The 16,582-nt window shown below is 66.0% G+C and carries 15 protein-coding genes and 1 pseudogene; 6 read left to right on the forward strand and 10 right to left on the reverse strand.

The window, feature by feature from the left end:
* Positions 1–77: 77 nt before the first annotated feature.
* From D8676_RS26070 to D8676_RS26090, 5 genes and pseudogenes are all read left to right on the forward strand, one after another.
* Positions 78–254 (forward strand): annotated as a pseudogene (locus D8676_RS26070) (NADH-ubiquinone oxidoreductase-F iron-sulfur binding region domain-containing protein); the annotation flags it as partial.
* Between the two features lie 12 nt (positions 255–266).
* Positions 267–3,164, forward strand: a complete 2,898-nt coding sequence (fdhF, locus tag D8676_RS26075; protein ID WP_121584020.1) for a formate dehydrogenase subunit alpha — start codon at positions 267–269, stop codon at positions 3,162–3,164.
* Between the two features lie 37 nt (positions 3,165–3,201).
* Complete coding sequence (gene fdhD, locus D8676_RS26080; RefSeq protein ID WP_121584021.1) at positions 3,202–4,029, forward strand: formate dehydrogenase accessory sulfurtransferase FdhD; 828 nt, start codon at positions 3,202–3,204, stop codon at positions 4,027–4,029.
* Positions 4,019–4,255 (forward strand): formate dehydrogenase subunit delta, encoded by a 237-nt coding sequence (locus D8676_RS26085; protein ID WP_121584022.1) that lies wholly within the window; start codon positions 4,019–4,021, stop codon positions 4,253–4,255. Before fdhD ends, D8676_RS26085 begins: the two co-directional genes overlap by 11 nt.
* A 186-nt stretch (positions 4,256–4,441) precedes the next feature.
* Positions 4,442–4,891, forward strand: a complete 450-nt coding sequence (locus tag D8676_RS26090; RefSeq protein ID WP_121584023.1) for a universal stress protein — start codon at positions 4,442–4,444, stop codon at positions 4,889–4,891.
* Positions 4,892–5,006: 115 nt separating this feature from the next.
* Here the strand turns inward: D8676_RS26090 and D8676_RS26095 are convergent, their stop codons facing one another.
* Genes D8676_RS26095 through D8676_RS26105 form a run of 3 tightly spaced genes read right to left on the reverse strand, consistent with a single transcriptional unit; the run spans position 5,007 to position 8,081 of the window.
* Positions 5,007–5,807 (reverse strand): CoA ester lyase, encoded by an 801-nt coding sequence (locus D8676_RS26095; protein ID WP_121584047.1) that lies wholly within the window; start codon positions 5,805–5,807, stop codon positions 5,007–5,009.
* 11 nt (positions 5,808–5,818) lie between these two features.
* Complete coding sequence (locus tag D8676_RS26100; RefSeq protein WP_121584024.1) at positions 5,819–6,916, reverse strand: CaiB/BaiF CoA-transferase family protein; 1,098 nt, start codon at positions 6,914–6,916, stop codon at positions 5,819–5,821.
* Between the two features lies 1 nt (position 6,917).
* Positions 6,918–8,081 carry an acyl-CoA dehydrogenase family protein gene (locus D8676_RS26105; protein ID WP_121584025.1) on the reverse strand — a complete coding sequence of 388 codons (1,164 nt, stop codon included), beginning with the start codon at positions 8,079–8,081 and terminating at the stop codon, positions 6,918–6,920.
* A 140-nt stretch (positions 8,082–8,221) separates the two neighbouring features.
* Here D8676_RS26105 and D8676_RS26110 point away from each other — a divergent pair, with 140 nt between their 5' ends.
* Positions 8,222–9,178, forward strand: a complete 957-nt coding sequence (locus D8676_RS26110; RefSeq protein WP_121584026.1) for a LysR substrate-binding domain-containing protein — start codon at positions 8,222–8,224, stop codon at positions 9,176–9,178.
* 13 nt (positions 9,179–9,191) lie between these two features.
* Here D8676_RS26110 and D8676_RS26115 read toward each other — a convergent pair whose 3' ends face one another.
* The 7 genes from D8676_RS26115 to D8676_RS26145 all read right to left on the reverse strand — a co-directional run bounded on the left by D8676_RS26115 (position 9,192) and on the right by D8676_RS26145 (position 16,577).
* Positions 9,192–9,953, reverse strand: coding sequence for an SDR family oxidoreductase (locus D8676_RS26115; RefSeq protein ID WP_121584027.1), 762 nt, complete (start codon positions 9,951–9,953; stop codon positions 9,192–9,194).
* 17 nt (positions 9,954–9,970) lie between these two features.
* A complete protein-coding gene (locus D8676_RS26120; RefSeq protein ID WP_121584028.1) occupies positions 9,971–10,954 on the reverse strand; it encodes an ABC transporter permease in 984 nt (327 codons plus the stop codon).
* Positions 10,951–12,537: a sugar ABC transporter ATP-binding protein gene (locus D8676_RS26125; RefSeq protein WP_147448272.1), complete on the reverse strand. Its 1,587-nt coding sequence runs from the start codon at positions 12,535–12,537 to the stop codon at positions 10,951–10,953. Before D8676_RS26125 ends, D8676_RS26120 begins: the two co-directional genes overlap by 4 nt.
* Positions 12,534–13,625, reverse strand: a complete 1,092-nt coding sequence (locus D8676_RS26130) for a sugar ABC transporter substrate-binding protein (RefSeq protein WP_121584030.1) — start codon at positions 13,623–13,625, stop codon at positions 12,534–12,536. Before D8676_RS26130 ends, D8676_RS26125 begins: the two co-directional genes overlap by 4 nt.
* Before the next feature lie 27 nt (positions 13,626–13,652).
* Complete coding sequence (locus tag D8676_RS26135) at positions 13,653–14,477, reverse strand: alpha/beta hydrolase (RefSeq protein WP_121584031.1); 825 nt, start codon at positions 14,475–14,477, stop codon at positions 13,653–13,655.
* 48 nt (positions 14,478–14,525) lie between these two features.
* The gene (locus D8676_RS26140) at positions 14,526–15,308 is read right to left on the reverse strand and encodes an SDR family oxidoreductase (protein ID WP_121584032.1); all 783 of its coding nucleotides are present in this window, start codon (positions 15,306–15,308) and stop codon (positions 14,526–14,528) included.
* 354 nt (positions 15,309–15,662) lie between these two features.
* Entirely contained in the window at positions 15,663–16,577 is a 915-nt protein-coding gene (locus D8676_RS26145; protein WP_183097261.1) for a LysR substrate-binding domain-containing protein, read from the reverse strand.
* Positions 16,578–16,582: the final 5 nt, after the last annotated feature.

Here is a 16,582-nt window from a genome sequence, read left to right on the forward strand (position 1 = left end):
ATGAGACCCGAAACATAATCGCACGGTGGGTCACTTCTCGATGAAAACCCCGGGTCACTTCTCAGCAGCAATCAACAATCTCTGCCGGCATCGAACCGGAAAAGCAGATCGAGCTGGTCACCGACCTCTGCAACACGATGAAGTTCGGATCACTTTGCGCGCTCGGCGGCTTCACCCCCTATCCGGTGATGAGCGCCATCAACCATTTCCCGGACGATTTTCGCCCATCCCCGATCGCCGAAGCCGCGGAATAGGAGCGGACGACCATGAACGCCCTGCCCGAATTCAACACACTGGTCCAGGAAACGGACTACGGCACGCCTGCCTCTCGATCCGCGAAGCAGGTGACGCTGACTGTCGATGGCAAGTCGATCACCGTTCCCGAAGGCACTTCCATCATGCGCGCCTCGATGGAGGCCGGCGTCGAGATCCCGAAACTCTGCGCGACCGACATGATCGACGCGTTCGGGTCCTGCCGCGTCTGCCTGGTTGAAGTCGAGGGCCGCAACGGCACGCCGGCCTCCTGTACGACCCCGGTCGGCGAAGGCATGGTGGTCCATACCCAGACCGAGCGGCTGAACGCGATCCGGCGCGGCGTGATGGAACTCTATGTTTCCGATCATCCCTCGGCTTACGGCGGATCGGCAGGAACGGGCGCCAGCGAATTCGATCACGTCGTCCAGTCCGTCGGCCTGACGGAGAACCGCTACGGGGCGGAAGGCCGCAGTCACGTGGCGCCGGGCGATGGATCGCTCACGATCGACTACATGGTGCGCGACGAATCGAACCCCTATTTCGCCTATGATCCGGCCCAATGCATCGTCTGCTCGCGCTGCGTGCGCGCCTGCGAGGAGGTGCAGGGAACCTTCGCGCTGACGATCGAGGGCAGGGGCTTCGAGAGCCGTATGGTCGCCGGCATGCACGAGCCGTTCCTCGAAAGCGAATGCGTCTCCTGCGGCGCCTGCGTGCAGGCATGCCCGACCGATGCGCTGCGCGAAAAATCCATCCTTGAAAAAGGCCTGCCCGAGCGTTCCGTGGTCACCACCTGCGCCTATTGCGGCGTCGGCTGCTCGTTCAAGGCCGAAGTGAAGGGTGACGAGGTCATCCGGATGATGCCCTACAAGGATGGCAAGGCCAATCATGGCCATTCCTGCGTCAAGGGCCGTTTCGCCTACGGATATTCCAGCCATAGGGACCGCATCCTCAAGCCGATGATCCGCAAGCAGATCACCGACCCATGGCGCGAGGTGAGCTGGGAAGAGGCGCTTGCCTATACCGCGAGTGAATTCCGGCGCATCCAGTACCAGTACGGGCGCGGCGCCGTCGGCGGCATCACCTCGTCGCGCTGCACGAACGAGGAGACCTATCTCGTCCAGAAACTGGTCCGGCAGGGCTTCCTCAATAACAATGTGGATACCTGCGCGCGCGTCTGCCACTCGCCGACAGGCTATGGCCTCGGCCAGACCTACGGAACGTCGGCAGGCACGCAGGACTTCGATTCGATCGAGCAGACCGACGTCGTCCTGATCATCGGCGCGAACCCGACCGACGCGCATCCGGTCTTCGCCTCGCGCATGAAGAAGCGCATCCGTCAGGGAGCCAGGCTGATCGTCATCGACCCCAGGCGCACCGACATCGTGCGTTCGGCGCATGTAGAAGCCGACCATCACCTGCCGCTGAAGCCCGGCACCAACGTCGCCATGCTGACGACCCTGGCGCATGTCGTCGTCACCGAGGGTCTATTCGACGAGGCCTTCATCCGTGAGCGCTGCGACTGGGACGAGTTCCAGGATTGGGCATCCTTCGTCGCCTTGCCGGAGAACAGCCCCGAGACGATTGGCGCCTATGCGGGCGTCGACCCGCAGGAGATACGCGCCGCCGCACGGCTCTATGCGACGGGCGGCAATGCGGCGATCTATTACGGCCTCGGCGTCACCGAACACAGCCAGGGCTCGACGGCCGTCATGGCGATCGCCAACCTCGCCATGGCGACCGGCAATATCGGCAGGCCCAGCGTCGGCGTGAACCCGTTGCGCGGCCAGAACAACGTGCAGGGCTCCTGCGACATGGGCTCGTTCCCGCACGAGCTTCCCGGCTACCGTCATATCTCGGCCGACGCCACCCGCGAGATCTACGAGAGCCTCTGGGGCGTGAAACTCGACAACGAGCCCGGCCTGCGGATTCCGAACATGCTCGACTCCGCGGTCGAGGGCACGTTCAGGGGCCTATACATACAGGGCGAGGATATTCTGCAGTCCGATCCCGATACCAAGCATGTCTCGGCCGGCCTCGCCGCCATGGAGTGCGTCGTCGTGCACGACCTCTTCCTCAACGAGACGGCCCGCTACGCCCACGTCTTCCTGCCGGGCTCGACCTTCCTCGAAAAGGAAGGAACCTTCACCAATGCCGAGCGGCGCATAAACCGCGTGCGCAAGGTGCTGGAGCCGAAATCCGGCTATGCCGACTGGGAGGCGACGCAGTTGCTTGCCCAGGCCATCGGCCTCGACTGGAACTACACGCACCCGTCGCAGATCATGGATGAGATCGCCGCCACCACGCCGTCCTTCGCCAGCGTCTCCTACGCGATGCTCGACAAGGTCGGCTCGGTGCAGTGGCCGTGCAACGAGAAGGCGCCCGAGGGTACGCCGGTCATGCATGTCGGCGGCTTCGTTCGCGGCAGGGGCAAGTTCATCCGTACCGAATATGTTGCGACGGACGAAAAGACAGGCCCGCGCTTCCCGCTGCTGCTCACCACCGGACGCATTCTCAGCCAGTACAATGTCGGCGCGCAGACCAGGCGCACGGCCAACGTGGTGTGGCACGAGGAGGACCGGCTGGAGATCCACCCGCATGACGCGGAGAACCGCGGCATTCGCGACGGCGACTGGGTCCGTCTGGCAAGCCGCTCGGGCGAGACTACCTTGCGGGCAGAGATCAGCGACCGGGTTTCTGCCGGCGTGGTCTACACGACCTTGCACCATCCGGACACGCAGGCGAACGTCGTCACCACCGACTACACGGACTGGGCGACCAACTGTCCGGAATACAAGGTCACCGCCGTCCAGATCTCGCCATCCAACGGACCGAGCGAGTGGCAGGAAGAGTACGATGAACTCTCCCGCAAGAGCCGCCGGATCGCCGGGCGCCTGGAGGCGGCGGAGTGACGATCCGTTCTGGATCCGGCAACATCGTGGAAACGCCATGACCTCGCGCGTCCCCCTGGCCCGGATTTCGCGCATTGCCCACCGAGCCGGCGGCGCCGCTGCCGCCAGCCGCCTGGTGCCCGAGGAGACGCCGATCGCACTGTCCTACGGCGGCACCACGCATGCCGTGATGATGGCCACGCCGGCCGATTTCGAGGATTTTGCGCTCGGCTTTTCGATCACTGAGGGCATTGTCGGGTCAGCGGAGGAGATCGACCTCATCGACGTGCAGGACCAGGGCGCCGGCATCGATATCCAGATTCGTATGAAGAACGCCGCCGGCCGACGGTTCGAGGCACGCCGACGCCGGCTGGCCGGCCCGGTCGGATGCGGACTGTGCGGCATTGAATCCATCGAGGAGGCGACGCGCAGCGTCGGCGCTGTCGGCTACTCCGGTTTGACGCTTACGGCGCATGACGTCGTCCGCTCGGTGCAGTTGCTGTCCAAGCTCCAGCATCTGCACGCGCAGACGGGCGCGATGCATGCGGCCGGTTTCTATGTGCCCGGCCACGGCATCGTCGCGGCTCGCGAGGATGTCGGCCGTCACAATGCGCTGGACAAGCTTGCAGGGGCGTTGGCCAGGGCAGGCATCCACGGCTCGACTGGAGCCGTCGTCATAACGTCCAGGGTTTCCGTCGAAATGGTGCAGAAGACGGCAGCCATCGGCGCTTCCGCGATCCTTGCCGTGTCCGCGCCCACCGCCTTTGCCATAAGCACCGCCGCCAGCGCCGGCATTACCCTGGTGGCGCTGGTGCGCGGCGACGATTTCGATATCTTCACGCATCCCGAGCGCATCGCCTGCGGAGTTGTCAAACATGTCGCCTGACAAACTCATCTATCAAGCCAATCAGATCGCGAGGTTCTTTCGATCGAAGCCGCATGCCGAGGGCATTGCAGGCGTCGCCGAGCACATCAACAAGTTCTGGGAGCCGCGCATGCGCCGCCAGTTCTTCCAGATCATCGAGGCCGGCGGCGAAGGCTTCGACAGCCTGGTCGTCGAAGCAGCACCCGCCGTCCGTCCGCCGCCTCCGGAACAAAAGCCCGCCGCCTGACCGGAGGGCCGTTGAAAGCATCGAAAAGCCGCGGTTCGCCGCGGCTTTTTTCAAGTACCTGAAAAATCGCGCTTAGCCGAAAACGCTCCCCGAAGGCCAGGCTGTCGACAAAAGCTTGCGACAGATCAATGATCCGCTGGCAGGAACCCTGTATCCCTAGGGAACAACCTGTTTCGTGGAGGTTCCATGTACGATCACATCCTAATTTCGTCGGACGGTTCCGCACTGGCGCAGCTTGGCGTCGATCATGGACTGGCGCTGGCGAAGCTCCACGGCAGCAAGGTGACGGCGGTCACCGTTACCGAGCCTCTCGGCGGCCAGTTCGCTTTCGCCAGCGATCTCTGGACGCCGAGCGAGGCGGAGATCGCTGCCTACGATGCCGCCCAGCGCACCATAGCGGAACGCATACTGGGGCCTATCCAGCGCGAGGCCGAGGAGATGGGCCTCACCATCGAGACGGTGCACGTTCCTTGGCGGCTGGTGGCCGGCGCCCTGCTGCAGGTCGCCGACGACGTCGGCTGCGATGTCATCGTGATGTCTTCGCACGGACGGACCGGGATGGACCGTGTCGCGATGGGCAGCCAGACCGCTGAAGTGATCAACCGAGCCAAGGTGCCCGTCATCGTCGTTCGGTAAGGGTTTTTCACACCAGGTTGGACGGAGCGCCGGCTCGAAGGAGGCCACCGAGCGGCAATCCTAATGGCGGCGAGGTTCGAGCCACATCCGTCGGGCCACCCAGGCCAAAGCCGCGTCAGTCGATGTCCTGCCCTGCCTCGCAGAGTATGGCGCGGGCGCGGATCCGCACCGGCTCGTCGACCATTGCGCCGTCGACCGAAACGGCGCCGTCTCCCGAAGCCAGCACCCTGCGGGCCCAGCCGATCTCCGCTTCGGTCGGCGCGAAGGCGCGCCTGACCGCGGCGATCTGTTTCGGATGGATGCAGAGCTTGCCGGTCATCCCGAGCGCGCGGGCGTGAGCGGCATCCTCCTCGGCGGGCCTGGGATCGTCCAGTTGCACCGTCACCCCGTCGATCGGCGCGGCAATCCCCGCAAGGCGCGAGGCCAGGACCAGTTCTGAGCGCACCGGCAGCAGCACCTCGCGCAGATGGGCGCAGCCGAGGTCGGCGCAATAGTCGATCGATCCGAAGGCCAGCCGCTCGACGCCCTTGGCAGCAGCGATCGAGCGGGCGTTCGCAAGCCCCCGCGCGCTTTCGATCAGGCCGATGACGGCGCAGCCCGCCGCCTGTCCGAGACGCGCGGCCGCGTCCGCCTCCTCCGCCTTGGGAAGGATGACGCCGGCGACAGGCAGCGCCGCCACCGCGGCCACATCCGCTTCGTGCCAGGCGGTCCCGGCCCCGTTGATGCGCACCAGCACCGGCAGATCGGTGAAGCCGCAGGCGAGCGCCGCGCGGGCAGCGTCCTTCGCCGCGGCCGCGACCGCATCCTCGAGGTCCAGGATCACCGCATCGGCGCCGGAAGCGGCCGCCTTCGCAAACCGCTCGGGACGGTCGGCGGGAACGAAGAGCGGTGCGCGGATGTCGGACAGTCCTGCCATCGGGCGCGCCGTCACGGCTTCTTTCCGGGCAGTCCCGGCACCGGACCATAGCTGCGCGGCGCGTTGGCGAAGACGGCGCCCGGCGCGGGATAGCTGACGGGGCCGTTCGGCGTGTCGACGCTGATGCGACGCAGATGCGGGTGATGCGACAGCCCTTCCATGTCATTGACCGAGGCGAAGGCCAGATCCGCCGCCGCGATCGCGTCGATGGCCTCGGGCGCTGTCCTGCGGGCGAAGGCCGCCGCGATGAGGGCGTCCAGCTCGACCCGGTTGGCGACGCGCGCCACGTTGGTGGCGAAGCGCGGATCGGTCCCGAGCGCCTCGTCCCCGAGGAATTCCGCCGCCAGCTTGCGCCATTCTCGATCGCTCTGCACCGCGATCAGCAGCTGCCGTCCGTCCGCGCAGGCAAATACCCCGTAGGGCGCGATAGAGGGATGAGCGAGGCCGATCCGTTTCGGCGTCTTGCCGCCTTCGTGGTTGAGCAGCGGCACCGTCAGCCAGTCGGCCATGACGTCGAACATCGAAATCGTGATGTCGGCGCCCTCTCCGGTCACGCCCCGGCGGATCAGCGCTTCAAGGATGGCGGAATGCGCCGTGGCGCCGGTGGCGATGTCGACCACCGAGATGCCGACCCGCGCCGGCGAGTCCGGCCCGCCGGTGATCGAGCACAGGCCCGATTCCGCCTGGATCAGCAGGTCGTAGGCCTTGCGGTCGGCCATCGGGCCTTCCTCGCCATAACCCGAGATCGAGCAGGTGATCAGCCGCGGAAAATCCTGCCGCAGCCGTTCCGCGCCGAAACCCAGGCGCGCCAGCGCGCCGGGCTTCAGGTTCTGCACCAGCACGTCGGCGTCGGCCAGCAGCTCCGCCAGCATCGCCTTGCCGTCGGCCGTGGTCAGGTCGGCGACGCGGCTTTCCTTGCCCCGGTTCAGCCAGACGAAATAGCTGGATTGCCCGTTCGCCACGTCGTCGTATCCGCGTGCGAAATCGCCCTCCGGCCGTTCGATCTTGATGACCCGCGCGCCTGCGTCGGCAAGGCGCGATGTCGCAAAGGGGGCTGCCACAGCCTGTTCGATGGCGATGACCGTCAGCCCCTCGAGCGGAAGCGCCATGTCAGAAACTCCGGGGCAGGCCGAGCACATGCTCGGCGACGTAGGACAGGATCAGGTTCGTCGAGATCGGCGCCACCTGGTAGAGGCGCGTCTCGCGGAACTTGCGCTCGACGTCGTATTCGGCGGCGAAGCCGAAGCCGCCGTGGAACTGCAGGCAGGCGTTCGCCGCCTCCCAGCTCGCCTTGGCGGCGAGGTATTTCGCCATATTGGCCTGCGCCCCGCAATCCTGATGCGCGTCATAGAGGCGGCAGGCCTCGAACCGCATCAGGTTGGCGGCCTCGATCTCGATATAGGCCTCGGCGATGGGAAACTGCACGCCCTGGTTCTGGCCGATCGGGCGGCCGAACACGTTGCGCTCGGACGCATATTTGCAGATCTTTTCCGTGAACCAGTAACCGTCTCCGATGCACTCCGCCGCGATCAGCGTGCGCTCGGCGTTGAGGCCGGTCAGGATGTATTTGAACCCCTTGCCCTCCTCGCCGATCAGGTTCTCCTCGGGGATATCGAGATTGTCGAAGAACAGCTCGTTAGTCTCGTGGTTCACCATGTTGAGGATGGGGCGCACCTCCATCCCCTTCTTCATCGCCGCCTTGATGTCGACGATGAAGATCGACAGGCCTTCCGACTTCTTCTTCACCTCGGCCAGCGGCGTCGTGCGCGCCAAAAGGATCATCAGGTCGGAATGCTGCACGCGGCTGATCCATACCTTCTGCCCGTTGATGACGTAGCGGTCGCCCTTCTTCTCGGCGGTGGTCTTGATCTTGGTCGTGTCGGTGCCGGTCGTCGGTTCGGTCACGCCCATCGACTGCAGGCGCAGCTCGCCGCTGGCGATCTTCGGCAAATAGTGCCGGCGCTGTTCCTCCGAGCCGTGCCTGACCAGCGTGTTCATGTTGTACATCTGGCCGTGGCAGGCGCCGGAATTGCCGCCGGCCCGGTTGATCTCCTCCATGATGACCGACGCCTCGGTCAGCCCGAGCCCCGAGCCGCCATATTCCTCGGGGATCAGCGCCGCCATCCAGCCTTCCCGCGTCAGCGCCTCGACGAATTCCTCTGGATAGCCGCGCGCCTCGTCGACCTTGCGGTGATACTCGGCCGGGAACTGGTCGCAGAGCGCGCGCACAGCGTCGCGGATGTCCTGGTACTGGTCTTGCGCACGGCGCGACATGGATGGTCCTCGATGCTCAGGGAAATCTCCGGCGGCGCCGGATGAGCTTGACCATCGGAACCATCGCGCCATAAGTCAAATATCTGCTTTGTCTGATGTCCATATAGGAACATTATATCTGACGGGATCGAGTACAGGACATGGATATCCGCCAGCTCCGCTACTTCGTGGCGATCGTCGAACACGGCTCGTTCTCGCGCGCGGCCACGGTTCTGAATGTCGCCCAGCCCGCCCTCTCGCTGCATGTGCGCAACATGGAGGAGGCGCTCGGCACGCCGCTTCTCCACCGCAACCCGCGCGGCGTGACCGTCACCGAGGCGGGCGCCATCCTCCTGCGCCACGCCCGCGGTATCCTCGATCAGCTCGCTCTGGGCGAGGAGGAGATTCGCGGCCGCCTCAACGATCCCTCCGGCACGGTGAAACTCGGCCTGCCGGGGACCATCAGCCACATACTCGCAGTCCCGCTGATCACCGCGGCGCGGGCGCGCTGGCCGAAGATCAGGCTGCGCATCGCCGAGGCGATGAGCGGATTCGTCCTCGAATGGATGCGTGAGGGCCGGATCGATCTGGCGGTGCTCTACGACGCGGTCGAGGACCACGGCATCCGCACCGAGCGCCTGCTGGAGGAGGATCTTCTGTTCTTCGGTCCCGCGCAGGGGACTGCGGAGGCAGGGCTGCCGGCCCCGGGGGAGCCCCTCACCTTCGCGACCCTTGCCAGGATGCCGCTGATCCTGCCCGGCGAGGGCCACGGGCTGCGCGACCTCCTCACCCGCACCGCGCGCGAGGAAGGCGTCACCCTCGACACCGTGATGGACGTCGATTCCTACAACAACATCAAGGAACTGGTCGCTGAGGGGCTTGGCTTCTCGGTGCTGCCCGAACACGCGATCGCGCGCGAGGTGGCGGCAGGCCGCCTGCAATTGTGGCCGGTCCGCGATCCGCCGCTGCGCCGCAGCGTCTATCTGGCCCGGCCGGGCGACCGGCCGGTGACGAGTGCGGCGCAGGCGATCTGCGAGCTGACGGCCGCGACCCTCATCGACCTCGCGCGTTCGGACCGCTGGATCGGAGCCAAGGCGGTCCGTCGCGACGAGAGCTGAAGCGGCCTCGCCCTCAGCCGGGCAGGCCCGCCAGCAGGCCCCCATCCACCACATGCGCGGTGCCGGTCACCCATTTGGCATCGTCCGTGGCGAGATGGACGAAGGCGTCCGCGATATCGTCCGGACGGCCGAGACGTCCCAGCGGATGCAGCCTCACCGCATAGTCGCGCGCGGCGGCTGGATCGGGCTGGTCGTTGAAGTAGCCGTGGATCATCGGCGTGTCGATGAAGCCCGGGCAGACGCAGTTGACGCGAATGCCGCTCCGGGCGCCGTCGACCGCCATGCATTTGGTCAGCATGACGACGCCGGCCTTGCTGGCGCAATAGGCGGCGTCGGCGGGGATGGCGGTGATGCCGGCGATCGACGCGGTGTTCAGGATGACGCCGCCGCCTTGCCCGGCCATCTGCGGCCAGACCGCGCGGGACATCAGGAAGATGCTCTTCAGGTTGATGTCGAGCTCGCGGTCCCACTGTTCTTCCGACAGGTCCATGATCGAGCCGACGATGGTGATACCGGCATTGTTGACCAGTATGTCGATGCGGCCGGCCTCCCGGCTGATCCGCTCGACCGCCGCCGCGATCGCCGATGAGGAGGTCACGTCGAGCTCGAGGCTCTTCGCATCGCCGCCGATCTCCTTCGCGGTCTTTTCGGCGGCTTCGGCCCTGATGTCGGCGCAGTAGACCTTCGCCCCCTCGCGCGCCATGCGGCGGGCGGTTTCGGCTCCGATCCCTGAACCGGCTCCGGTTACGATGGCGACCTTGTCTTTCAGTTTCATGATGAATCCCTCGTCGGTTAGCGTCGTCTTGCCGCCAGTTGCGACAGTGTCACGGCGATCACGAGTGCGCCGCCATAGAACAGGCTCTGCACGTAGGTCTGCACCCCCAGCATGGTGAGGCCAGTTATGCCGGTGGTCAGGAAGTAGACGGCCGCCATCGTGCCGAGCGCATTGAACCGCCCGGGAGTGAACACGGTGGAGCCGAGGAATACGGCGGCGAAGGCCGGCAGCAGCAGGCTGAGGCCCGACGTCGGATCCGCCGCGCCGCTGGTGCCCACATAGATCACGCCGGCCAACGCCGAGCCTATCGCCGAAGCGAGCAGGCAGCCGAGCCGGATCATCCCGACATTGATGCCGGTCAGCCGCGCCACTTCGCGGCTGCGCCCAGTGAACAGGATGCGCAGCCCGAGCCCGGTGCGGTTCAGCACGTACCAGATGGCGAGGCAGAGGATCAGGCCGCCGAAGAACACCAGCGGGATGCCGAAAAGTCTCTGTACGATGAGGAAGTTCACCAGCGGGCGGGCGACGCCCGAGATGGTCTGCGAATTGCTGATCCACAGGATGACACCGCCGAGGAAGGTGCCGGTACCCAGCGTGACGATCAGCGAGTTCACATTGAACCAGATGATGAAGAGCGCATTCACCAGGCCGACGACGATCGCGACGGCGAGGACGACGAGCAGCGCCACCGGCATGCTGACGCCGACCCACTGCATCATGATGGCGAACACCATCGATCCCAGCGTCATGTTCGCTGCCACCGAGAGATCGAAGTCCCCGGCGACCAGCGGGATCATCAGCGCCAGCGCCAGCACGACCAGCACCGTCTGCGATCCGAGGATCAGCGAGACCGTGCCCCATTGCAGGAAGACGTCGGGACGGATCAGCGCGAAGATCACCGCGATCACCGCCCAGATCAGGATCAGGCCGTAGCGCTCGAAGATGGCGAAGACGTCGGGCCGAGTTTGCGCTTCGGACGCCGGCGCGGCGGGGGTGCTCATGCGGGTTTCTCCGGCTTTGAAGTCGCGGGGGCTGACAGGACCGCCTCGCCGATCGTGCTTGCGCTGAGATTCGGCCGGGCGAGTTCGGCGACCAGATGCCCCTTGTTCAGGATCAGCACGCGATCGCAGATTTTGGCGAGCTGGTCGTGGTCGGTCGATGCGCAAAGGATGCTCGAGCCTCCTGCGACCAGCTGATGCAAGAGAGCAAAAATCTGCTCGCGCGCGCCGATGTCGATGCCCTGGGTCGGCTCGTCGAGCAGCAGCAGCGCCGGCTTCATGGCCAGCCACTTCGCCAGCACGACCTTCTGCTGGTTGCCGCCCGAAAGCCTCGATATCTCGAAGGCGGGCGCCAGCGGTCGCACGCTGACGTCCTTCAGCCTCGGCGTCACGGCGCGCTCCAGCGCGCCGGCCGAAAAGAACAGCGGGTTGACCAGGGACTTGAGCGACAGCACCGCGGCATTTTCGGCGAGCGTCAGCTCCATGGCCGCGCCGGCGCCGGCGCGGTCGGACGGGATGAAGGCAACGCCGAGATCTATGGCGCGGCCCGGCGTCAGGCTTTCCAGCGCGGCCGTGCGGTCACCGACCGTCAGCCGCCCGCTGCCCTGGCGGCTGCCGAACAGCGCATGGACCACATCCGCATAGCCCGATCCGATCAGTCCGGTCAGTCCGACGATCTCGCCGCGGCCGACATTGAACCGCATCCGTTGCGCCAGTCCCGCGTTTTCGATCTGCACGTCAACATGCGGGACGAATGCCTTGGGGCCGGTCTGGAAATCCGCCGCCGCCAGTTGATGGCCGACGATGAGCTGGACGAGCCTGTCGCGGTCAAGTTCGTCGCGCTTCACGACGCCGGCGACCTTGCCGTCGCGCAGCACGGTCACGCGGTCGGCGATCGACAGCACCTCGTCGGTGTCATGCGTGATCAGGATGACGCCGGCGCCCTGGCGGGCGATGCGCTGCGTCGTCTCGAACAGCCGCTCCACCTCGCGGCGGGGCAGGAAGGAGGTCGGTTCGTCCAGCACCAGCAGGCTGCCCGCCAGCCCTTCGGGGCGGCGTTCGAGCGATGCCACGGCGCGCACGATCGCCACGATCGCCCGGTCGACGGCCGGGAGCTTTTCGACCGGCAGGTCCGGATCGATCTTCACGTCGAAGGCCGCCAGCGCGGCGCGGGCGCGCACCGCCGCGCGGGCGGGCGAGTAGTACCAGCCCACGGCGCCGTCGAGCTGGTCCTGCGCGAAATGCTCGGCCACCGTCAGGCTGGGGATCAGGCCCAGCGACTGGTGAACGAAGCGGATGCCGAGATCGTGGATCTGGCGGCCCGACACCGGCGTCTCGCAGACCTGGCCGTTGACCGTCATCGTGCCGCCAGGGTCGGGACTGTGGATGCCGCCGATGATCTTGATGAGGGTCGACTTGCCCGAACCGTTGTGGCCGAGCAGACAATGCACCTCGCCCGGACGCACCTCGAGGTCGACGCCGTCCAGCACCTTCGTGCGGCCGAAGGTCTTCGAGATACCCTGCAGGGAAAGCACGGGATGAAGCGGCGCTGCCGCCGCTTCATCTGTCCGGGCGGTGTCGATCACTCGACACCCCAGAGCTTGTAGAACTCGGCGATGTAGTCGCTGCCGTAGCCGTTGGCGCTGCTGGCGGGGACGCCGGCGGTCTCGGCATTGGCAGCCGACCAGATCATCAGCGGGATGTTGGGATTGCCGTTGGCTTCCGCCCCGCACAGCGTCCGCATGTCGTGGTCGATGATGACGCGGCCGAGCCAGTCGGGGCTTTCGCCGATGACCATCTCGACGGTGCCGTCCCGCACCATGTCGATCACGAACGGGGTACCGTTGAAGGTGGCGATCTTCACGCTGTCGCCCTTGCCGGTCAGCGTGATCGCAGGCTCGACGAACTGCGCCATGCCGTCATAGATCGGCAGCACGTAGTTCACCGCGCTGTCGGCGAGCAGCGTCGACTGGACGACCGACTGGATCTTCGTGCTCCAGTCGGTGACGGGCACGTTCTGGTAGGTCATGCTGCAGTTCTCGCAGCCCTCGATCGCCTTGCGGATGGCGTCGACCAGCGGCGCGGTCGGGACGACCTCGTCCGAGCCGATCACCAGCACGTTGGCCTTGCCCTCGGTCTTGGCGATCGCCCAGGACGCGAGGATCGTGCCGACCTTGGCGAAGTCGTTCGGCACATGCGTGGTCAGCGCTTCGTTGGGGCTCTGGCTGTAGTCGTAGAAATGGCCGGCGCCGACCTTGATGCCGGCGGCGGTCGCCTGCTCGACCTGCGGCTGCACCGTCGCCGGATCGACGCCGGCGGTCAGGTCGATCATGTCCGCCTTGGTGTTGATCGCATTGGTGATGCCGGCGGCCCACTGCGTCGGCTGCCCCTGGTTCTCCCAGATGGGCAGCTCGAAGCCGACCTTGTCGGCCGCGTCCTTCATGCCGCCCATGATGTCCTGGAGGAACGGCACGGCGCTTGCGAGCGGCACGATGGCCACTTTCTTGCCGGCCATGCAGGCCTTCGCGTCGAAGGCCGGCCCCGGCGCTATGAACTTCGGCAGCTCCGAATATTCCGCGACCACGGCTTTCGCCTTGGAAACCGCGTCCTCCGCAAGCGCCGGTGTGGCCGTCAGTGCGATCGCCGCACCGATCAAAAGACAGTGTCTGCGCATTCTCTCCTCCCTGCTTCGATTCTTTGCTCAGTCCATGCGGCCGTGAAGGAAGTCCGCGACGACGCGGCAGTTCTCCTCGGTGCCGTCGAACAGCGACGAATGGTTCGATCCCTTGATGAGGTATTTGATCGCGCCCGGGATGTGGTCGGCGATGTATTGCTGGCCGGCGCCGCTGGCGGCCTGGTCCCAGGGCGTCATGATGTCGGCGTCGCCGCCGATCACCAGCGTCTTCGCCTTGATCGTCGGCAGGAGCGGCCTGAGGTCCATGTCGATCATGGCCTGGCAGGCGCGCTTGAAGACTTCCTTGTGGTTGGACTTGTCGAGGATCTCCTGCACCAGGTCGATCGCCTTGGCGCCGGACTCGCCCTCGAGGAACTGGCGCGACAGCGCCTGCATGGCGATCAGCTCGGCCAGCGTGCGCGATCCGACGCCCATGTGCTCGGCGATGTCGATCCAGTTGCGGAAGGTCAGCTGGCCGGCCCGGTCGAGCTTCGCAGCCGAGCAGTTGACGATCAGGCGGTCGGTCTTCTCCGGATATTTGGCCGCGAACTGCTGCGCGACCATGCCGCCCATCGACGTGCCGTGGATGTGGACCTTCTTGTAGCCGAGCTCGTCGATCAGGGCGGCGATGTCGTCGGCCCAGACCTCCATGCTGTAGTGCTGGATCGGCTTGTCGGTGTTGCCGTAGCCGCGCAGGTCGAAGTCAACGCACTTGAATTCCTTCGAGAGGATGGGCGTCGCCGCGGCGAAGTTCGAGTGGCCGAAGCCGCAACCATGGATCTGGAAGACAGGCGCGCCTTCGCCTGTAACCTCGTACCACATCTTGATGCCGTTGATGTTCGCGATAGCCATCTTGGAATTGTCTCCCTTGGGTCGGTCAGTAGTCGGTGGTCGGTCGGTTCACTTGAGGTCGAGGCCGGGCTCGCCGATCGACCAGCCGCCGTCGACCGCGAGCGTCTGACCGGTCATCAGCGAGGACATGTCGCTTGCCAGGAACAGCGCGACGGAGGCGATGTCATCGGGAACACCGACGCGGCCGAGCGGAATGCGGCGCTCGGAAGCGCGCAGCACGGCCGGGTCGGCCAGCATCGGCTCGGCCATCGGGGTGCGGATGAAGGTTGGCGCGATCGCGTTGACGCGGATGTTGTCGCGCGCCCAGTCGATGGCGAGCGAGCGGGTCAGGCTGGTGACGCCGCCCTTGCTCGCCGTGTAGATCGCCTGGTTGGGCAGCGACAGCAGCGCCGCCTGCGACGACAGGTTGATGATCGAGCCGCGCCCGCCCGCCTTCAGGTGGGGATAGGCGTGTTTCGCGGTGATCAGTATGCCCTTCAGATTGACCGCGATGACGCGGTCGAAGTCGCTCATCTCGGCCTGGTCAGCCGGCACGTTGGGGCTGATCACGCCGGCGGCGTTCACCACGATGTCGATGCCGCCGGCCTGCGCGGCGATGTCCTGCCAGGCGGAGGCGACGGAGGTCTCGTCGGAGATGTCGACGCCGATGCCGCGCGCCCGGCCGGGAACGCCGGCCTCGCGGGCGGCCGCCTCGGCGCCGGCGGCGTTGCGGTCGACGAAGGCGACGGCGGCGCCGGCGCGGCAAAGCATTGCGGCGACGGCTTTGCCGATACCCTGGGCCGCGCCGGTGACGACGGCGCTCCTCCCCGTGAGATCGACGGCATAGGTCATATCTGGTTTTCCTCCCGGCCGCAGCCGCCCTCCGGACCGTCCCCGGCTGTCCTCGCGGACAGCCGCCAACAGACAGCCTTCTCCCGGCGCTGACGCGACGGGCAGGAAGACGATCCTGCGGGCATGACATTGAAATCCGGCGCCCGGTGCCGAGCGCTGACAGGGATGATCGCCTAGAAAAACGAGGGAGTGAAATTCAGTCTGATTATTTCTTGATACCGAAACGGTATCAAGAATTTCGCCGCCGCCGAGAGGCTGGCAAACCGGCGTCCATGCCGGCGCGGGCGCAGGAATCCGGGCCTCGGGCTGTCCGGATCGCTGCCATGTCTTCGGGCTCTACGCCGGCGCGGCGGCTCAGTTGTCCATCGATAGATAATGGCTGCGGGCGGCGACCGTCTTCACCGAATCCCGGAACAGCCGGAGCGCCGCATTGGTGTTGGTGCGCCGCCAGGCGAAATGCGTTTCGACCAGCACCGCCGGTTCGGTCATCAGCGGCCGGCTGACCAGCGCCGCAGTGGCGAAGCGGGGGAAACCGGGAAAGATGGTGATGCCGGAATCCGAGGTCAGGAAGCCGAGGATGCTGGTCAGCGTCGGCAGCTCCTGGTGGATCTTCAGCACCCGGCCTTCGCCCTGGAAGACGTTGGTGATGAACTGCCTGAGCGTCGGCCAGTGGTCGGGCGTGCCGAGGATGATCTTTTCCTCGGCGATGTCCTCGATGGTCAGCACGTCCTTGGCGGCCAGCGGGTGGTCCGGCGACAGCAGCACCAGCAGGCGGTGCCTTGCCGCAAGCCGGGTGACGATCTGGCTGCCGTGGAACGACCCCTCCATGAAGCCGCCATCGAGTTCCCCGGTGACGATGCGGTCGCGCTGCGGCGGCGCTGCGAGATAGACGAGATCGACCTGGACGTCGGGGTTCTGCGCCCGGAAATGGTTGACGACGTCGGGCACGAAAGCATGGCCGTTGATCGTCGTGAAGCCGATCTTCAGGATGCCCTTGGTGCCGGCCGCGATCAGCTTCGCATTGGTCGCGGCCTGGGTGACGCGGGGCAGGATGTCCTGCGCCTCGTGCAGCAGGAAGCGGCCGGCGTCGGTCAGGCGCACCAGGCGGGTCGTGCGTTCCAGCAGCTGGATGCCGAGCCGGTCCTCGAGATCGCTGACGATACGGCTGACCGCCGGTTGGGTCAGCCCGAGCCGCTCGGCCGCGAGGTGAAAGTTCAGCTCTTCCGCGACGGCGACGAAAACACGGAGATGTTTGAGGTCGTAGTGCAAATCGG

This window comes from Mesorhizobium sp. YM1C-6-2 (genome assembly GCF_003666685.1).
Lineage (GTDB): Bacteria > Pseudomonadota > Alphaproteobacteria > Rhizobiales > Rhizobiaceae > Mesorhizobium_K.